The sequence below is a fragment of the Marinitoga sp. 1154 genome (assembly GCF_013363285.1).
Lineage (GTDB): Bacteria > Thermotogota > Thermotogae > Petrotogales > Petrotogaceae > Marinitoga.
The window spans coordinates 122,057-140,700 of sequence record NZ_LBFB01000003.1 but is presented as its reverse complement, the minus strand read 5'-3'; the positions used below and the strand labels follow the sequence as shown (position 1 = coordinate 140,700).

Annotated in this window: 19 protein-coding genes and 1 rRNA gene; 4 read left to right on the top strand and 16 right to left on the bottom strand. The window is 27.3% G+C overall.

The features are described from left to right. Positions 1-4 precede the first annotated feature (4 nt). From rrf to XO12_RS02625, 4 genes are all read left to right on the top strand, one after another. Positions 5-118, top strand: a 5S ribosomal RNA gene (rrf, locus tag XO12_RS02635). A 304-nt stretch (positions 119-422) separates the two neighbouring features. After that, positions 423-2,216: an ABC transporter substrate-binding protein gene (locus tag XO12_RS02630; protein WP_047264991.1), complete on the top strand. Its 1,794-nt coding sequence runs from the start codon at positions 423-425 to the stop codon at positions 2,214-2,216. Next, on the top strand, positions 2,183-2,725 hold the full coding sequence (locus XO12_RS11290; RefSeq protein ID WP_052913112.1) for a hypothetical protein: 543 nt from the start codon (positions 2,183-2,185) through the stop codon (positions 2,723-2,725). The genes XO12_RS02630 and XO12_RS11290 overlap by 34 nt, the downstream gene beginning before the upstream one ends. A gap of 68 nt (positions 2,726-2,793) precedes the next feature. After that, entirely contained in the window at positions 2,794-4,128 is a 1,335-nt protein-coding gene (locus tag XO12_RS02625; RefSeq protein ID WP_368493422.1) for an ABC transporter substrate-binding protein, read from the top strand. A gap of 134 nt (positions 4,129-4,262) precedes the next feature. Here XO12_RS02625 and mfd read toward each other — a convergent pair whose 3' ends face one another. From mfd to XO12_RS02545, 16 genes are all read right to left on the bottom strand, one after another. Beyond that, on the bottom strand, positions 4,263-7,169 hold the full coding sequence (gene mfd, locus XO12_RS02620; protein ID WP_047264992.1) for a transcription-repair coupling factor: 2,907 nt from the start codon (positions 7,167-7,169) through the stop codon (positions 4,263-4,265). Between the two features lie 29 nt (positions 7,170-7,198). Further along, positions 7,199-7,510 (bottom strand): hypothetical protein, encoded by a 312-nt coding sequence (locus tag XO12_RS02615; RefSeq protein WP_047264993.1) that lies wholly within the window; start codon positions 7,508-7,510, stop codon positions 7,199-7,201. 1 nt (position 7,511) lies between these two features. Continuing rightward, on the bottom strand, positions 7,512-8,198 hold the full coding sequence (locus tag XO12_RS02610) for a sigma-70 family RNA polymerase sigma factor (protein ID WP_047264994.1): 687 nt from the start codon (positions 8,196-8,198) through the stop codon (positions 7,512-7,514). Between the two features lie 153 nt (positions 8,199-8,351). Then, positions 8,352-8,822 (bottom strand): chemoreceptor glutamine deamidase/glutamate methylesterase CheD, encoded by a 471-nt coding sequence (gene cheD, locus XO12_RS02605; protein WP_047264995.1) that lies wholly within the window; start codon positions 8,820-8,822, stop codon positions 8,352-8,354. A 3-nt stretch (positions 8,823-8,825) separates the two neighbouring features. Next, entirely contained in the window at positions 8,826-9,452 is a 627-nt protein-coding gene (locus XO12_RS02600) for a chemotaxis protein CheC (RefSeq protein ID WP_047264996.1), read from the bottom strand. Beyond that, positions 9,442-10,089 (bottom strand): hypothetical protein, encoded by a 648-nt coding sequence (locus XO12_RS02595; protein WP_047264997.1) that lies wholly within the window; start codon positions 10,087-10,089, stop codon positions 9,442-9,444. Before XO12_RS02595 ends, XO12_RS02600 begins: the two co-directional genes overlap by 11 nt. A 4-nt stretch (positions 10,090-10,093) precedes the next feature. Further along, positions 10,094-10,957 (bottom strand): P-loop NTPase, encoded by an 864-nt coding sequence (locus XO12_RS02590; RefSeq protein ID WP_052913114.1) that lies wholly within the window; start codon positions 10,955-10,957, stop codon positions 10,094-10,096. Then, on the bottom strand, positions 10,954-12,408 hold the full coding sequence (gene flhF / locus XO12_RS02585; RefSeq protein WP_052913115.1) for a flagellar biosynthesis protein FlhF: 1,455 nt from the start codon (positions 12,406-12,408) through the stop codon (positions 10,954-10,956). Before flhF ends, XO12_RS02590 begins: the two co-directional genes overlap by 4 nt. 22 nt (positions 12,409-12,430) lie before the next feature. Beyond that, the gene (flhA, locus tag XO12_RS02580) at positions 12,431-14,542 is read right to left on the bottom strand and encodes a flagellar biosynthesis protein FlhA (protein WP_175419639.1); all 2,112 of its coding nucleotides are present in this window, start codon (positions 14,540-14,542) and stop codon (positions 12,431-12,433) included. Between the two features lie 4 nt (positions 14,543-14,546). Then, complete coding sequence (gene flhB / locus XO12_RS02575) at positions 14,547-15,653, bottom strand: flagellar biosynthesis protein FlhB (protein ID WP_047264999.1); 1,107 nt, start codon at positions 15,651-15,653, stop codon at positions 14,547-14,549. Further along, positions 15,617-16,390 carry a flagellar biosynthetic protein FliR gene (gene fliR, locus XO12_RS02570; protein WP_047265000.1) on the bottom strand — a complete coding sequence of 258 codons (774 nt, stop codon included), beginning with the start codon at positions 16,388-16,390 and terminating at the stop codon, positions 15,617-15,619. The genes flhB and fliR overlap by 37 nt, the downstream gene beginning before the upstream one ends. Before the next feature lies 1 nt (position 16,391). Next, positions 16,392-16,658 carry a flagellar biosynthesis protein FliQ gene (fliQ, locus tag XO12_RS02565; RefSeq protein WP_047265001.1) on the bottom strand — a complete coding sequence of 89 codons (267 nt, stop codon included), beginning with the start codon at positions 16,656-16,658 and terminating at the stop codon, positions 16,392-16,394. A 2-nt stretch (positions 16,659-16,660) separates the two neighbouring features. Further along, positions 16,661-17,461: a flagellar type III secretion system pore protein FliP gene (gene fliP, locus XO12_RS02560; protein WP_047265002.1), complete on the bottom strand. Its 801-nt coding sequence runs from the start codon at positions 17,459-17,461 to the stop codon at positions 16,661-16,663. Then, positions 17,445-17,756, bottom strand: coding sequence for a flagellar biosynthetic protein FliO (locus XO12_RS02555; protein WP_047265003.1), 312 nt, complete (start codon positions 17,754-17,756; stop codon positions 17,445-17,447). Before XO12_RS02555 ends, fliP begins: the two co-directional genes overlap by 17 nt. 70 nt (positions 17,757-17,826) lie before the next feature. Next, entirely contained in the window at positions 17,827-18,192 is a 366-nt protein-coding gene (locus XO12_RS02550; protein ID WP_047265004.1) for a response regulator, read from the bottom strand. Between the two features lie 24 nt (positions 18,193-18,216). Beyond that, positions 18,217-18,642, bottom strand: a complete 426-nt coding sequence (locus XO12_RS02545; protein ID WP_047265005.1) for a chemotaxis protein CheW — start codon at positions 18,640-18,642, stop codon at positions 18,217-18,219. Positions 18,643-18,644: the final 2 nt, after the last annotated feature.

The window sequence follows — 18,644 nt, the reverse complement described above, 5'->3', positions numbered from 1 at the left end:
TTTGAGGGGTGCAGATACTGGATATGGGAACACGCGGAACCATGCCGAACCCGACCGTTAAGCATATCCAGGCCGATGGTAGTATGGGAAATCCATGCGAGAGTAGGTAGCGCCCCTCTTTTTATTTTACCCCCTGTTAAATAATCAGGGGGTTTTTTTATAATATATACTTGACAAAATATTAATAAAAGTGATATAATAGACTTTGAATAAACATAAGTAAATTTTTTGTAAAATAACGTTATTATTAGAAAAATGTTCGTATTCTTTAAAATTCTAACATAATTATTATATCATAGATATATTAATAGCGTTAATTTTTTAGTTTATATTTTGATTCATAAAAAATAACAATTATAAACTATTTTTATCTAATAATAAATATTTTATATTAATCTAATTAATTTTGAGGGGGGATAAGTATGAAAAAACTCATTTATTTTATAATGTTGATAGGATTTGCTTCAATTATCTTTTATGGATGCTTAAATAGTAAAGAAATATTGGCGAATAATAATTTTGAAATTGATTATTCAGAAAATTGGGCTGTAGAGAATGTTGAAGGTGTTCCCGGGGAAATTTTAAAACTTGGAATAATTGGATCCATTAAAACCTTAACTCCATTTGCAACTATTACAGAGAACGAAAGCAAATTAATTAACTTGTTTTTAGATTCGTTAATGTATATTTCAAATGATGGTATACATAGTAAATCTGGATTGGCTAAATCTGTAAATGCAGAAGTAACTGAAGATGGTAGTACAATGTATACTTTTGAACTTGGAGATAATATAAAGTGGTCTGATGGAGAACCACTAACCATAGATGATGTAATATGGACCTTTAAAAATATATGGTTTAATCCTTTATATAGTAAATATGTAGGAATTGAAGATCAAAACGGTGACCTACCCAAAATCGTTAAAATTAATGACAATACTATTCGATTTATTTATAATTCAAAATATAGACTTGGATATGAACGAATAGCATCTGCTAAAATTCTACCAAAACATATTTTAGAAAATTATGTTAATGATAGTGATTTTGAAAATGTTTGGAATTTAGATAACTTGAATTCTGAATTGTTTGTGGGGTCTGGTCCTTTTATACCAAAAAGGTATTTACCAGATGAAGAAATAGTTTTTGAAAAAAATCCTAATTATTATAGGAAAGATAAAAATGGAAATTCTCTACCATATTTAAATCAGATAATTTATAAAATAGCTAATGATGAGGATGAAATGAAAAACTTTTTTATTAATGGTGAGATAGATATTTATGAGTTTTTGCCAAGTGACTATGAAAGTATTAAAAATTTGTCTGAAGAAAAAAACTGGGAAATCATAGAAGGGAAACCTTTGTATGGGACACAATTTATAGCTTTTAATTTTAATGCCAAAGATGCTATCAAAAGACAATGGTTTAGAAATAAGTACTTTAGACGTGCAATTTCCAGAATATTAGACAGAGATAAAATAATTCAAAATGTATATTATAATCATGGAACAGCATTATATGGTCCTTTATCACCTTCATCATTTTTTTATAATTCTAAAGTTGAAAATTTAAATCTTGATTATTCTGTGGATGGGGCAATTTCTGAACTTGATAAAGGCGGATTTAAATTAGAAAATGGCATTTTGTACGATTCAAATGGTAATCAAGTAACATTTAATTTAATAACAAATATCAATAACACTATAAGATTAGAAATCGGTAACATTCTAAAAGAAGACTTAAAGAAAATTGGAATAGAGATTACATTTACACAAATTGAATTCAATGATTTAGTTTCTAAATTAGTTGGTACAGGTGATTGGGAAAGTGTTATTATAGGTTTTACAGGTTCAGTAGATCCAGCATCAAGTTGGAATGTATGGAGGACAGATGGAGGGTTACACTTCTGGAATTTTTCACCAGAAATAAGACCAGATATGTTCGATGATGAATTAAGAGCAGATTATGTAGTGCCTGAATATGAGAAAAGAATTGATGAAATCATGAGATTGCAAGTCGAAACTTATGGAGAAGAACTTGAAAATTTATTTAATGAATTTCAACTATTGGTAAGTGATAATCAAATTTTGGTTTATACTGCATCTCCAAATTATCTTGCTGCATATAATAAAAATATTCATGTATATAATATTGATTCTCCTACACAAGTGGCAGGTATTTTGTGGAAAATTTGGAATATATGGAAAGAACATTAATTTGGTTAGAGGCATTATATATGAAAAAAATATTTATTCTTTTCATTATTTTATTGTTTATGTTTTCATGCACAAAAATAAATAGATTACCTCTTGTAAAAACTAATGTAATATTTGAAATTGATTTATCTGATTTGCGTTTTGAAAATGAAAATATTAATTATGTAAAAATTAAACTATATAATTCATTTAATAATTATGAAAAAGATTTAAATTATTTAAATAATAAAGCTACAGGAAATTATAATAATATTGAAGTTGGTACATATAATTTAATCTTAAAAGCTTATTATAAAAATAATAATGAAAAGAAGTTACTTGCTATTGGTTATAGAAAAAATATTTTTATAGCAGATAATAAAACTAATGTTATAAATACGCTGGATACTTTAAAAACTATATATTTTGACAAGGATTCTATTATAGATTTAACAATTGGGGAACCAGACACATTAGATCCACATCAAGCATACGATACAGCAAGTGGAGAAGTTATTTATAAGGATTAACTGGAAAATCATGGTCAGAATTAGTAAATCCTGAAACAAAAGAACCAGTAAATGATGAAGCAAAACAGATATTATTAGATTTCTATGAAAAATATATAAATTCAAAAGTTGAAGTAGATGGAGATTACGTAGTATTCCATTTAGCAGCACCAAAAGTATATTTCTTAAACATCATAGCTCAGGGTTCATCATGGGGAGCAATATTAGACAGTAAAGCAGCAATGGGATTAGGATTATGGGACGGAAAAGCAGACGGATGGTGGAAATTCCATGATTGGAAAAAAGAAGATTCACCATTATATACAAAAGAAATAGGTTCAGGGCCATATGAATTAGTAGAATGGAACAGAGCAGAACAGAAAGTAACATTAAAAGCATTCACAGAATACTGGAGAGGTCTAGCAAAAGTTGAAAACGTAGTTATCTGGGGAGTAGATAAATGGTCAACAAAAAAAGCATTATTAGAAAAAGGTGAAGCTGATATAATATATGTTCCGTATGAACACATACCAGAAATACAAAACGATTTAGATTTAAAGATAATCAATAATTTATCAACACTTTCTATCACTGCTATGGCTTTTAATTGGAATATATCACAAGATAGTCCCTATGTTGGAAGCGGAAAATTAGATGGAAATGGTATACCAGTAGATTTCTTTTCAGATAAAAATGTAATATTAGGATTTATTTATTCTTTTAAATATTCTAAACTAATAGATTCTGTTCTTGGTGGAAACGGTAAAATTATTCCTACCTGTTTACCTCAAGGTGTTTTAGGATATTCTGATACTCTTCATAAACCTGCATATTATTATAATACTGCAATCAGATATTTCAAGGACGCATTTAATGGAGATTTATGGGAAAGGGGTTTTAAAATTACAATTTTATATAATGTTAATAATTTTTCAAGGCAGAAAGTTGCTGAGATATTAGCTGAATCATTAAAAAATATTAATTCTAAATTTGAAATTAAAGTGAAAGAAGTTGATTGGCCAACATTTTTAGATGCAAGAAATAATGGTAAAATGCCTTTATATGTCTTAGGTTGGTTGGCAGATTATCCGGATCCAAACAATTTTATTTATACATTTTATCATAGTAATGGTACATATGGTTACTATTATGGTGAAAAATATACGCAATTTGCAAACAAATCTCAGGCATTTTTTGACGGAAAATCTTTAAATGAAATAATTATTGATGCAACAGAAGAATCAACCATAAATTTTAGAGAAGATATATATATAAAAATTCAAAAGTTTGTTATTAGTGAAGGAATAAATGTTCCATTATACCAACCACTAAAAAATAAGGTTTTTAGAGAATGGTTAAAAGGTTTTGAATTCAATCCTATAGTTCCAGGAGATGACTTTTATAAGTATGAAAAAATAGAATAAAAAATGCGGTGAACGTCGTATTTTTTATTGTTTATTTAATGATTTTTTGAAATATTGGATAGTTTGAATGTACTTGTTCTATTAAAAAATGAGCTTTTGCGAAGGCAAAAGCTCATAAAATATTATTTATAAATTCAACTATAAAATAAATTAAATAGAGTTTTTTCCGGATTTGTTGTATATATAATAATCTTTTTTTCTTCTGGAAAATGATTGAATTTTCTCGAATGTTTTTTAAGCTTCTTGATATCAATATCAAGTGATTTTTTATATTCTATTATTAATGTATTATCATATATTTCAATATTTTTAGCTCCTTTTTGATATGTTATAATTCTTAGTTTTGTATATTTTAATAAATTTTCAAGTTCAATTGGGATTTTTCCAAATCTATCTTCTATATCTTTTTTTATATTTTCTATGTTGTCTATTTTATTTTCATTGGCGATTTCTCTATATATACGCATTCTTTCAATGGGATTAGAGATATATTTTTCAGGTATGATAATAGGCATTTTTATACCTTTTATTTCCAGATCAATTTTCTCAGATACTTGTTGTTTTATATCTTTAGAATAGTATTCAGCTATTGTTTTGTTCAATATTTCTTTATACATATTTAATCCAATATTATTTATATGTCCTTTTTGTTCTATCCCAAGTAAATCGCCAAATCCTCTAATTTCCAAATCATGTAAAGCTAGTTTAAATCCGCTTCCCGGACCTGAAATATTTTTTATTGATTCTAATCTTTTCATGGTTTCTGTTTTTAGATTATTTTTATATAGAAAATATGCAAAAGCTCTTTTATTACTTCTTCCCACGCGACCTCTCAATTGATATAATTGAGAAATTCCATATTTTTCAGCATCATCAACAATTAATGTATTTGCATTTGGTATATCAATTCCATTTTCTACAATTGTTGTGGATATTAATACATCTATTTCACCTTCATAAAACATTTTTATTATTTTTGATAGATATCTTTTAGGCATTCTACCATGAGCAGCAATAATTTTAGCTTCTGGAACTATTTCTCTTAAGGAATTTTCTACATTTTCTATATCGTTAATTCTATTGTGTATATATAGAACCTGTCCTCCTCTGGCTTTTTCTCGCAATATTGCTGTTCTTATAATTTTTTTGGAATATTTGAATACAAAAGTTTCTACAGGAATCCTCCCAAAAGGTGGAGTTGAAATTATTGATAAATCTCTTAATCCAGTTAATGAGAAGTATAAGGTTCTTGGTATAGGTGTTGCACTCATTGTTAAAACATTTATTCCGTGAGATAATTCTTTTAGTTTTTCTTTTTGAAATACTCCAAATCGTTGTTCTTCATCAATCACTAAAAGTCCAAGTTTTTTAAATTGTATTTTTTTATTTAATAAAGCATGTGTTCCTATTATTACATCAATTTTTCCTGAATTTATATTATCTATAATTTTTTCCTTTTCTTTTAAAGTTTTAAAGCGATCTATTAGCTCTATGTTTATACCAATTTCTTCAAATCTCTCTTTTATATTATTATAATATTGTTGAGCCAATATTGTGGTTGGAACAAGGATGGCAGCTTGATAACCAGAACTTACGCATCGGACAACAGCGCGCAATGCAACTTCTGTTTTCCCAAAACCGGCATCACCCGCAATTAACCTATCCATAGGTTTTGTTGAAGATAAATCAGCTAATGTTTCTTCTATAGCTTTTTCCTGATCAATTGTTTCAATATATTCAAATGTTTTTTTGAATTGTTCTTCAATATCTTCATCACCCTTTAATGATATACCGGTAGTATATTCTCTTAATGCATACAATTTTACCAGTTCTTTTATTTTTTGCCTAATATTATCTTCGACTTTTTTCTTTCTTTTTTGCCATGAAGACGATCCAATTTTATCAATTTTAACTAAATCTTTGTCTCCTATATATTTAGTAATTTTGTCTATTCTCTCTACAGGTAAAAATACTTTTGCATTATTTGCATATTCTAATTTTATTAATTCTTTTTCTCCAGAAGTTGTTTTAACTTTTTCTAATCCTTTATATATACCTATTCCATAATTTTCATGAACTATTAAATCATTGATTTTCAAATCTTCCCAATCTAAAATAGGTAAGGATTCGTTTTTTTTGTGTGCTATTTTTTTTATAATAAAGTTATGCTTATCAATTTCTATAGACTTATATTTTAAATTTATAATGTTTTCTAAATTTTTTCCACTGTATTCTTTATATATGATTTTATAAAAATCTGAAGATATAAATTCTAAATTTTCTCTTTCTCTTTCATAAAAAGACTTAATACTTTCTTTTTCATTTATAATAAATATATCTGTTTTTTTTAGATCAATATAATCAAGTACTGTATTTTTTTCTTCATATAATAGACCGGGTATAGTTTCAAATTTCTCAATTTCAATTGGAATATCTTTATGATGATATTTTTCTTTTAATTTTTCTATATTTTTATAAAAATTTTTTTCGAATTTATATATAAACTCAGTGCCAGGAATAAATATAAAGTTTTTAAGATTATTAATACTTTTCTGAGAATTAATATCAAATTGAGTTATCCTTGTAATTTCATTATCAAATAATTCTATTCTAATTGGATTGTTATATATAGGAATAAATATATCTTTTACAAAGCCTTTGTGTGAATACTCGCCAAATTCGTATACATTCCAGACTTTATCATATCCATATAAAAAGGGATTAATACTGAAATCATCATTGAGTGAAAAATTAAAAATATTTTCTTTAAAAATATTTTTTGGTATAGTATATCTTGATAATGCATGAAATGTTGTAAAGATTGTCAATTCTTTTTGATTTAAAATATTATATAAAGTATTTATCCTTGAAGCATTTATTTTTTTTGATATTTTTATAGATTCAAATGGGAAAACATCGTAATTTGGATATAGAAAAATATTTTCTTCTAAAAAGTTTTCTAAATTCCATGTTTCTGGGAAAATTAATATTTTATATTTCTTTTTTGATTTTTTGATTATCTCGTTTATTATTTGAACCACCTCACATATAAAAAACGGACTTTCGTCCGTTAAATTCTTATATCCAATGAATGTCCTCTATATTCATCTACAATTAAACGCTTCTTTTCGGCATTCTCTTTTTTAGACTCCTGTCTCTGTTTATATTCTTGAGATGTGCCTTTATTATCTGCATTAATATTTTTAGATTCTGATTTTTCATCGGTGTTTTTTACCTGAGACTTAGCTTCTTCATTCTTTTTTATGTGTTCTTCCAGATTAGTTGTACGCGCTGCTAAAAGTGCGTTGTTTAAATTCTGTATATTATTTGAAATATCAACATTTGTAATGTATGAAATGCTCAGGTTGATAGGGTCAGGCATGTTAATCACCGCCTAATTTTTTCTTTAATTTGCTGATAATTGAAGTATGAATTTGGGAAACTCGAGATTCCGAAATATCTAAAACTTTACCAATTTCTTTAAAGGTCAATTCTTTTTCATAATACAAAGATAGTATAAGCTGCTCTCTTTCATTTAGACTCAATATAGCTTTTTTGAGTTCATTTTTTAAAATATCTTTATAAGCTAAAATCTCCGGGTCATTTTCATCAATATCAGATTCAACATTTATTTCATTATTTGTTAATAAAAAAGAATCTAAACTCAATATATGGCTTCTATGCAATTCAGCCTTTAATTTTTTTACATCTTTTTCTGAAATCTGAAGAATATTTGCCAGTTCATCATCACTTATATAATCGTCTATATTTTGTTCAGCTAAAATTTCTTCCATTTTTTTTATTTTATGTCTTAACTCTTTTGGAAGCCAGTCAATTTTTCTTAAATAGTCGAGCATAGCTCCCCTTATTCTTTTTATAGCAAATGAATAAAAAGATACCCCTTTTTTTGGATTATACTTATCTAAAGATTGAAGTAGTCCTATAATCCCTTCCTGTATTAAATCATCAAGTTCTACATTTTTTGGAAGGGTGGATAATAAATTTAAAGCTATATATTTTATTTTAGGCAAGAAATTTTTTATTATGTCATCTCTATTTATATTTTTCATTATTTATTAATCACTGCCTTTATAGTTGTATTTAAAATTATGATTACAGCAATACTTATTATAGAGCGTAAAATAGAAGTTATAAAAAAATTTTTTGATATTACTAAATTTATAAATAGAAAAATAAAGAATAATACAGCGTAAAATTTTAATTCAAAATTTGAAAATTTCAACTTTTTCACCACCACCCACCTTTTTAACCATAACTTCACCAGTATCAAGATTAAACTCTATACTTCTCGCTCTGTTTCCTCCAGTATCTTCTGCTATAATTTTGATTCTTTCTTTTTTTAGTTGTTCTTTTACAGCAATAACATTTTTTTGACCCACATCCATTGATGAACCTTTAAACATAGCAGCTCCACCAAATATTTTTGCAGTATAGTTAGAACCACCCAACTTTTTTAATTCTTCCAGTAATAAAGGTATTCCAAGATCAGCATATTTTCCCGGTTTAGTTACGTTTGAACCAGGAGACTTTGGTAGCATTACATGAATTAATCCACCAATTTTTTTATTTTTATCCCAGATGCAAACGCCAACGCATGAACCCAAGCCTAAAGTAACTAAAATATCTGGACTTTTTGAAGAAAAGTATTCTCCAATTCCTATTATTTTTTTCATTGTTTAACCCCCATAAAACACTTTTTTTACATAATCAAACAATTTATTTCTGTTTTCTTCATTCATGAGAAAAATAATTTTACCTTTAATGACCTTTTCCCAATCTTCAACACTTATTTCTGTTTCTGTTAATATAACTTCATCTTCAAACGTAATGCTCATTACAATAGATTCAGCAATTAAAGATGCAAATGTATCTACAGCAACCTGAGGGGGGGTAACCTGAATATTTATTTTTAAAAATTGAGAAATAGCACTTACATAAGAGCCAAACATTATATTGCCTAATTCTCCGATCATTGAAGATGACATTTCATCCAATTCTGTAATATTTTGTATTTCTAAACCTACACTTTCTTTTATTAATCTTTTTACAGAATCTTTTTCAATCAAGAATACCAGAGATGAATTTAATTCACCTTCCATTTTTACATAAGAACACGCATATATCTCATCAGGTTCTTCCATATTTAAAAAAATATCTGACAATTTTATTACATCTAAATTCGGTACTGAAATATCAACCTTTTTATTTAACATCATCGATAATGAGCTAACAGCATTTCCCATTCCTATATTGGTAATTTCACTGAAAGCAGACATAAAAAAATCAAAATTTTCATTGTTCATCAGGTTGCACCTCCAGATTTTTTTTATTTTCAAAAAAGTTTTTTCCACTGATGTGTTTTAAATAATGACCAAATAAACCTGTTGGATCCTGTAATATTTTTATTTCATATATAAATTTACTTAAATTAAAAAATTCCTGTCTTATTTTAACAATAGTGCCGTGAAATATTATATTAAAATTTATTATGGATAGTTTAATACTGTGATTTTGTTTTATTTCATTTAGATATTCATTTAATAAAACAATACCAAGAAAATTTTCATTTAAATCCCATAATAATCCTTTAAATTTATCTTCAATTAAAACAGGAATGGCAATGTAATGTCTCTCATTTATACGTTTGTTTTTAATTTTAAATGCACTTGTCAAATTTAATAATAAAAGAATTTCATTATTCCCAAAATTTACAATATCTTTTATTTGAAAATTAGCCTGATAATAAGCGCCTTCAAATATAGATTCTAATATGACTTCATCACCGATTTTGAAGTTATATTTTGGAGATATTAATTCAATTTCTTTTCCTTTAAATGTTTTTATTTTTGCTTTTAAAACATCATCTTTTGCATATATTCTAATGGAATTTCCTGGGAAAAAAACCAGAAAAATTCTTTTAATAAAACTTTTTTTATCCATAATTTCACCTATTATAAAAACCAAAAAGTAAAAGCAGTTTTTTTAATAAATTATCATTTTTACGGTTATTAGATAATTTGTCATTCTCTATTTTTTCAGCAATATTCATTAAGTCATTAGCAACATTAGAAGAAGGTTTAAAACTTGATATAGGAGTTTGTGATTTAACGCTATCATGAACAATATGATCAAAACTTATATAAAAAACATGTCTTATATCTTTAAATAGATATTCTTTTATCGTTTTTCTCAAAACCTGTTCAGCTGTATTTGCTTCAGATTTTTTTCTTATCATATTTATAACAACATCAACAATGCCATCTACTTCCAGAATAGATAAAGCCTTAACTACAGTATATGCATTAACTATAGCTGTAGGTTCTGGAGTGGTAACTAAAAGTATATTATCTGCAGCGATATAAAAGGGTTTTAAATTCTCATTATATCCTGCACTAACATCAATTATTACATAATCATGTTCTTTTGCAATATTAAAAAATTCTTCAATGGCTTTTCGTGTAAAATTTTTTTGAAAAGATATCCAATCTTTAATATCCATTCCTGTACTTAATAATTTTATACCATAAGGAGTTTTTATGATACATTCGTCAAGGGTTAATCTTTTATCAAAATAATCTTTAATACTAACAGATGGAGATACACCTAATAATATAGAAGCATTGGCAAATCCAGCATCTGTATCAAAAATTAAGACTTTTTTATTCATTTTTGCAAGATTTACAGCGGTATTAACCGCAATTATAGATTTTCCGACACCACCTTTTCCTCCAGTTACTAATATTATTTTAGTTTGATTTTTAGAAAATGTTTTTCTAAGGTTTTCTGCCTGATCTTTTATAATACTCATAATGTCAACTCCTCATAAAAGAGGTTAAATAACTTTTGAAAGTTTGGAAATTCAATATCATTTGGAACATTTTGCCCAGTTGTAACATAACTAATTGGCAAATTTGTTTCTTTAATTAAAGAAGGTATCTGTCCATATGATGAAGTTTCATCTAATTTTGTAATTATTAAATGTGTAGGTTTACAAATGGCAAATTTATTATATACATCAACCATATCTCGCAAACGCATATTAGCTGAAATAACCAGAAATATATAATTTGGTTTTATAGAATCAATATACATTTTTAATTCACCTATTTGAATATCATCTTTATGACTTCTTCCTGCTGTATCTATTAACAATATATCATAATTTTTTAAAGATTCAACAGTTGTCTTTAATTCAGTAGGAGTATAACATATAGATGCTGGAATATCCATAATTTCTGCATAAGTCTTTAATTGTTCAGTTGCTGCAATTCTATATAAATCTATTGTGGCAATTGCAACACTTTTATTACTATTCAATTTATTTAAAGCAGCAATTTTAGCTAATGTAGTGGTTTTACCTACTCCTGTAGGACCTATAAGCATTATTGTTCCATAAACATTTGGAACATCTACTTTGAAATTGTTTTTTAATGTTTCAAATAATAAGTTTTTAAATTTTTCATCTGATTTCCAGTTTTCTTTGTTTAATTCGTTTGGAATGTTATTTATTATATCTTCTATAAGTTTGTCAGATAAATCCTGTTTTTTTAGTGATTCAATTAATTCGGATATAAAAGGATTTATACCATTCAAAATAACTCTTTTAGAAAGTTTTTCTATTAGGTTTTTTATTTCGGTTAATTCATTTTGAGAACTTTTTTGATTTTTCGACATATTATTTGATATAGTATTTTTTATATTCTCATTTTTATCAAATATTTTTTTATTAAATGATTTTTGATTATAAAATTGATCAGGGATTCTATTATACGTTACTTTTCTATAATTTAAATTTTCAAATTTATCTTTTTCATAAAAATTTTTTGCATCATTGTCAATTAATTTTGAAACTTCTCTTTGCTGTTCAATTAACTTTAAAATTTCATTTTTCGCGGTTATTTCCAGTTTATCATTACCTGGCGCATAAGAGTTTTCTTCAAATAACTCTTTCTTTTTGGCTCTATTAATTCTTTCGTCAAGTCTTTTGTTTCTTTCAACCATTTCTTTGATTTCGTTAATTTTTCCTTGAGAATTATTAGAAAAACCTGCTCCAGAGGGTCTCTGGCTATTCTTTATTATTGTTTCCACATTATCTTCTAAAACAGCTGTAACTTCTATATATTTTTTTCCACCGAGTCCAAGGAAACCACCTTTATTAATTCGTTTGGTATCTAAAATATAAGCGTTTTCACCTAATTCATTTCGGATTTTTTCCATTGCTTCAGGAATAGTATTAACAATGTATTTTTTTATTTTCATAAACTCACCTCTAAACGTTTATCTAAATGCTTATATTACCGTCTGCGGAAATGGGGATTTCCTGAATTATTTCATTATATGAAATAACATTTACATTTGGAATATTTGACACTAACCATCTTGCAAAATAAAATCTTAAAGGAGAGCTACATAATATAACAGGATTATACCCTTTCATCATTTGTGATTCTAACATTTGGCTTATATTATCAATAAGTGTTTGAGATAATTGTGGAGATAAAGCCAATGTATAGTTTCCTCCATACTCAATTGTGTAATTGTTTAATGTATTTTCTGTATTTTTATCTAGTATAAGAAGATGCAATACACCATCATTTGATTTTACACTTTCACATATTTGTCGCCCCAAGGCACTTCTAACTCCTTCAACAAGCGAAACGATATCTTTAATTTCATTGCTTCCTAATTCCATTAATTTCTCAAATATAACAGGTAAGTTTCTTATTGATATTCTTTCATATAAAAGTTCTTTTAAGACATTTCTAATTTCAAATGTTTTAAATACCATAGGAGTCAGCTCTTCCACCAATGAAGGATCTTTAATTCTTAATCCTTCTATGAGCATTTCAGTTTCTTTAGAACCAAGTATTTCATGAGCGTATTTTTTAATTATTTCTGATAAATGCGTTGCAAAAACACTTGGTGAATCAACAACTGTATATCCAAGATTAACAGCATTTTCTTTTTGATTTTCATCAATCCAGTATGCATCAAGATTAAAAGAAGGCTCTTTTGTATGTATTCCAGGAATTTCTTCAGTAGCCATTCCAGAATTAATAGCTAACAATTTTTCTGGAAATAATTCAAATCTCCCAACTTCAACACCTTTTAATTTTATTATATATTCATTAGCACTTAATAATACGCTATCTCTTACTCTGATTGGACTTATTACAATACCAAGCTCATAGGCTATTTGCTTTCTAACCATTGTAATTCTTTCAAGCAAATCTCCACCCTGGGATGGATCTGCTAATGGAATAAGTCCATAACCAATGTCTATTTCTAAAACATCACTCTGTATTATTTCTGAAACTTCTTCAGCAGATGTTAAAGGTGGTCCTGAGACAGATCTTTGTGTACCTTCAGTTGTTTCAGAAGGAGCTGTCTCAAAACTTTCTTTTGGACCAGCTGCAGGTACAACTTTTTGTAAATAACCTTTTGTTGATAGATAAGCTAAAACCAACATTCCCCCGCCCAATAATAAAGCAGGCATTACGGGTAATGGTGTAATAAGTCCTAAAGTTAGAATAACTCCACCAGTCATATATAATACACGTTTTTCAGAAGAAAGTTCTTTTAATAAATCTTTACCAAGATTTTCTTTTGAAGCAGCTCTTGACACAACTATACCAGTTGCAGTTGAAATTAATAAAGCGGGTATTTGAGCTACTAATCCATCACCTACAGTAAAAAGCGTATATAATTGAGCAGCTTCACCTATATTCAATCCCTGTTGTAAAACACCTATAATCAAACCACCTAAAATATTTATAATTGTAATTATAATACCGGCAATAGCATCTCCACGAACAAATTTAGAGGCACCGTCCATTGCACCATAAAAGTCTGCTTCACGTCTAATATCCTCACGTTTTTTTCTTGCTTCTTCTTCAGTGATAATACCAGCGCTTAAATCAGCATCTATACTCATTTGTTTTCCAGGTAATGCATCAAGCGTAAATCTTGCTGCAACTTCAGCGATTCTTTCTGCACCACGTGTAATAACAACAAATTGTATAATAACTAAAATTAAGAATATAACAATACCAACTACATAATTTCCTCCAACGACAAAATCCCCAAATGCCCTGATTACTTTCCCCTGAAAATTTTTCCCCTGTAACAATATTAACCTTGTAGACGATACGTTTAATGATAATCTGAATAATGTCGTAACTAATAATAGTGTTGGAAAAGCGGAGATTTCAAGAGCATTTTTAATATACATGGTAACAAGCAACAAAACAATAGCTAATGATATATTAGCCATTTGAAGAAAATCTAAAAGAAAAGGAGGAATTGGAATAACCATTAATATTACAACACTAACAATTAATAAAGGAACTATAATATCCAATTGTTTAAAAAATCTATTTAAAGCTTCTCCCATTTAATCACCTCGTTGGTTTCAAAACAGAAGCTATTATTTTTGCAATAATTTCATACATATCTTCTGGTATTTCATCATTTATTTCAACTCTTTCATATAATTGTCTCGCAACTGGAGGATTTCTAATAATTGGAACATGATTATCTCTCGCAATTTCTTTGATTCTAAGTGCCAGTTCATCATGTCCTTTTGCCACAACTATTGGAACGTTAGTTTCACTTTCTTCATATTTGACGGCAACAGCGTAATGAGTTGGATTTGTAACAACTACAGTGGCTTTTGGCACTTCTTTCATCATATTTTTATTAATGATCTGTCTTAACATTCTCATTCTTGCGGATTTAACCATAGGATCTCCTTCTATATCTTTCATTTCCTGTTTTACTTCTTGTTTTGTCATTTTTAAATTCTTTTTATATTCTCTCTTCTGATACCAGAAATCAAATATTCCTAATAAGAACATTAATAATCCTAATTTAAAAAATATTTCTATGATTAGAGCATATAAAAAAGAAATTGCTGATTCTATGTTAGAATATGGTAAAGAAATAATATTTTCCCATTTTCCTTTAACAACACTGTAAGAAATATAACCAACTAAAAATAACTTTATTAAAGATTTTAAGAGTTCAAACAAAGTTTTCATAGAAAAAATTCGTTGAAAACCCTTTATTGGATTTAATTTTCCAAGATCAAATTTCATAGCTTTTGGGGCAAATAAAAATTTAGTCTGTATCATTCCTAAAATAAGACTGATAATAGCAGATGAAAATAAAAATAATGAAATAATTATAAATAAGTTTTTTTGTTGAATTAACAAATTCATCAAAGCATTTTCATCTAAAAAACTTGTGTCAAGATTTAAATATCTATTAAAAGAACTTTTTAAATCAATAAATAAATATTTTGAAAGGACATAAAATACTGTAGCTACACCTAAAAAGGAAAAAGCTGTAAGTAGTTCCTTTGAAACAGGAACGTTGCCTTCTTCTCTTGCCTGTTGCAATCGCCTGGGTGTAGGCTCTTCTGTTTTGCTCGGATCAGCAAAAAGCTGAATATTTATTTTAAATTTAGTTATTTTAAAATAAGTGTCATTATAGAATTTATCCATTTTATAATCTCCGACATATTAATACTGAATATTTCTGTCCACACTCCTATAATACTTAATAGAATAAGAGAACCTATTAATATATTTATGGGAAGTCCAACTATAAAAACATTTATTTGTGGAATCATTCTTGAAACAATACCTAAACTAATATTTACACTTAACATAAATGCGCTCATTGGAATTGCAAGTTGAGCTCCTATTTCAAAAATTTTTCCAAATGTAGAAATAATTTCAGGAAAAAATTTAACATCCATAGAAAAAATTAATGGGATAACCTGAAATGAGTTTATTATTACCTGAAACAACAAGACATGCATTTTAAATGATAAAAATGCAAATACGCCTATTAAAAAAGATAATTGCCCTATAATAGGAGATTCTTCTCCGCTTATTGGGTCGAATATTCCGGCCATTGCAAATCCCATTTGAAATGCAAAAAATTGCCCTGCAAATTGAATAGCAGCAATTGGAATGTATGATATTAAACCTATTAAAATTCCAAGAAAAAAATTAATTAGCATTATTGTAAATAAATAAATCAAAGACATATCTGGTATAGTTAGACTTATCAGAGGTAAAGTAATCCAAGATATAAACAATGATGAAAAAAGTCTTAAATAAAACGGAATAGCTCTTGAGCCGATGATCGGTGCTGAAACGCTTAAGCCTATGATTCTAAAAAAAATAATAGCCCAAACCCAGAATTTTGTTTCTAAGAACACAACTATATCCATATTAAATCATTCCAAAAAATGTTGTTAATATTTGATAGGTAAAATCCATTAGTTTTTGTGCAATCCATCCAAATAATAATCCTACAACCAGAAATGTAATAATAATTTTTGGAGCAAATGTTAGTGTTTGCTCATTGATTGAAGTAATAGTTTGAAAAATACTTATAATTAATCCAACACCTAAGCTTACCAGCAGTATTGGTGAAATAATTGTTAAAAATACAGTAATTCCATCTCTAAAAACATCTATAAAAACCTCTAATGTCAATTTTATAGACCTCCTGATGTTTGAAAACTTCTGATTAAACCTCCTATTAATAAATCCCATCCATTTACAAGAATAAATAAAAGTAGTTTAAAAGGAATAGAAATCATTATTGGAGGTATCATAACCATTCCCATTGACAAAAGTATACTTGCTACAACCATATCAACAATTATGAAAGGAATATAAATTAAAACTCCCATTTTAAAAGATATTTCTAATTCGCTCAAAGCAAAGGCTGGAATTAATATTTCTGGTGGTGTATCATTAACATTTTTAATTTCTTTTTTTACACTTGATGCAAGCATAAAAATATTATCCTGATTTTTATGAGAAACAATTTCGTTTATCATAAAATTTTTAATAGGATTCCATGTATTTTCAAACATTTGCGTATATGATATTTTTTCTTCAGAATATGGTATTATAGCATTTTGATATATTTGATTAAAAACAGGTGACATTATTAAAAAAGTTAAAATTAAAGCTATACCTATTAGGACCTGATTTGGAGGGGCCTGACGGCTACCAAGAGCAGTTCGTAAAAACGATAATACAATTATAATCCTCATAAATGATGTAAACATCATTATAAAAGATGGAGCTAAAGTTAGAATAGAAAGTAATAATAATATTTCAAGTGTTGGAATTAAAGTATCTGGACCTGGTGTATTCCCTCCAATGTTTATAGTAATTTCAGGAATGGGCAACGGTTCCTGGGCGCTGCCAATAAAAAACAAAAATAAAAATAAAGTTATTAAAATGTATTTTTTATTAAAATATGTATTTTTAAAACATTTCTTCATTTGTTTTTTTCTCCCTTTTTAAAGCTCCAATAAAAGTATCAAAAAATTCTTTTTTCCCTTTTAATAGTTCGGCAAGCTGTTCATATTCTAATTTATCAAGATATGAGATAGAATTATTGTTTGTTAATATTAAATAATAATTATCCAACACTTTTATAATATTTAAGGTTAAGTTTCTATCAATATAAAATTTTTTTACTATTCTTACAGAAGGAGTGTTTAATAAACCTTTGTTTATTAATTTTTTTTGAATAAATAATAATAATATAATGAATAATAAAAGAAAAAAGATCAAAAAAAAAGCCCACAAAGTCCAACTGCTAATAAAGGTTGTTTGAGTTGATGAAAAAGTAAGGGGCGTAAAATCACCCCCTTGAAACTTTTTGAATAGCTTCGATTACTCTATTAGCCTGAAAAGGTTTGACGATAAAATCTTTTGCGCCTGCCTGTATTGCTTCGATAACCATTGCCTGTTGTCCCATAGCACTACATACAATAATTTTAGCAGCCGGATCTTGTTTTTTAATCTCTTTTATTGCTTGAATTCCATCCATTACAGGCATTGTAATATCCATAGTAACAACATCAGGTTTTAATTCAGTATATTTATCTATAGCTTCCTGACCATTAGCCGCTTCTCCAATAACTTCCATCCCCGCTTTTGTAATAATATCTTTTAATAACATTCTCATAAAAGCAGCATCGTCAACTATCAAAACTTTTATAGCCATTAAAAGCACCTCCACATAATATTATTATACTTCTATTGATTCAAATAGATTTTCAAGGTTGAGATATACAATTAGTCTGTTATTTATTTTTAAAACACCATTAACTTTTCCAATGAATTTTCCGCTCTTTGATGGGAGAATATCCAGCTCTTCATCATCAAAAGAAATTACATTATTTACCTTATTTACCAATATTCCCAATTCTTCTTTATCATGCTTCATTATAATTATACTATCAAATTCAAAATCTTCGTCAATTTCTAAGTCTAAAATTTTTGTTAAGTCAAAAACAGGAACAATTCTTCCTCTTAAATTTACAATTCCCACAATGAATTCTTTGGAATTTGGGACAGGCGTAATATCTTCTTTTTCAATAACCATTTCTACATATTCAACATCGATTCCAAATTCCTGACTTGAAATTTCAAAGGATAAAATTTCTTTTTGCATAA

Bases quoted from the DNA above. Each gene is read 5' to 3' on its own strand.
- XO12_RS02610 (WP_047264994.1), bottom strand. From the start codon at position 8,198: ATGAAAAATATAAATAGAGATGACATAATAAAAAATTTCTTGCCTAAA.
- fliP (WP_047265002.1), bottom strand. From the start codon at position 17,461: ATGAAGAAATGTTTTAAAAATACATATTTTAATAAAAAATACATTTTA.
- flhF (WP_052913115.1), bottom strand. From the start codon at position 12,408: ATGAAAATAAAAAAATACATTGTTAATACTATTCCTGAAGCAATGGAA.
- XO12_RS02630 (WP_047264991.1), top strand. From the start codon at position 423: ATGAAAAAACTCATTTATTTTATAATGTTGATAGGATTTGCTTCAATT.
- XO12_RS02595 (WP_047264997.1), bottom strand. From the start codon at position 10,089: ATGGATAAAAAAAGTTTTATTAAAAGAATTTTTCTGGTTTTTTTCCCA.
- flhB (WP_047264999.1), bottom strand. From the start codon at position 15,653: ATGGATAAATTCTATAATGACACTTATTTTAAAATAACTAAATTTAAA.
- XO12_RS02615 (WP_047264993.1), bottom strand. From the start codon at position 7,510: ATGCCTGACCCTATCAACCTGAGCATTTCATACATTACAAATGTTGAT.
- XO12_RS02550 (WP_047265004.1), bottom strand. From the start codon at position 18,192: ATGGCTATAAAAGTTTTGATAGTTGACGATGCTGCTTTTATGAGAATG.
- fliR (WP_047265000.1), bottom strand. From the start codon at position 16,390: ATGGATATAGTTGTGTTCTTAGAAACAAAATTCTGGGTTTGGGCTATT.
- cheD (WP_047264995.1), bottom strand. From the start codon at position 8,822: ATGAAAAAAATAATAGGAATTGGAGAATACTTTTCTTCAAAAAGTCCA.
- XO12_RS02600 (WP_047264996.1), bottom strand. From the start codon at position 9,452: ATGAACAATGAAAATTTTGATTTTTTTATGTCTGCTTTCAGTGAAATT.
- XO12_RS02545 (WP_047265005.1), bottom strand. From the start codon at position 18,642: ATGCAAAAAGAAATTTTATCCTTTGAAATTTCAAGTCAGGAATTTGGA.
- flhA (WP_175419639.1), bottom strand. From the start codon at position 14,542: ATGGGAGAAGCTTTAAATAGATTTTTTAAACAATTGGATATTATAGTT.
- XO12_RS02590 (WP_052913114.1), bottom strand. From the start codon at position 10,957: ATGAGTATTATAAAAGATCAGGCAGAAAACCTTAGAAAAACATTTTCT.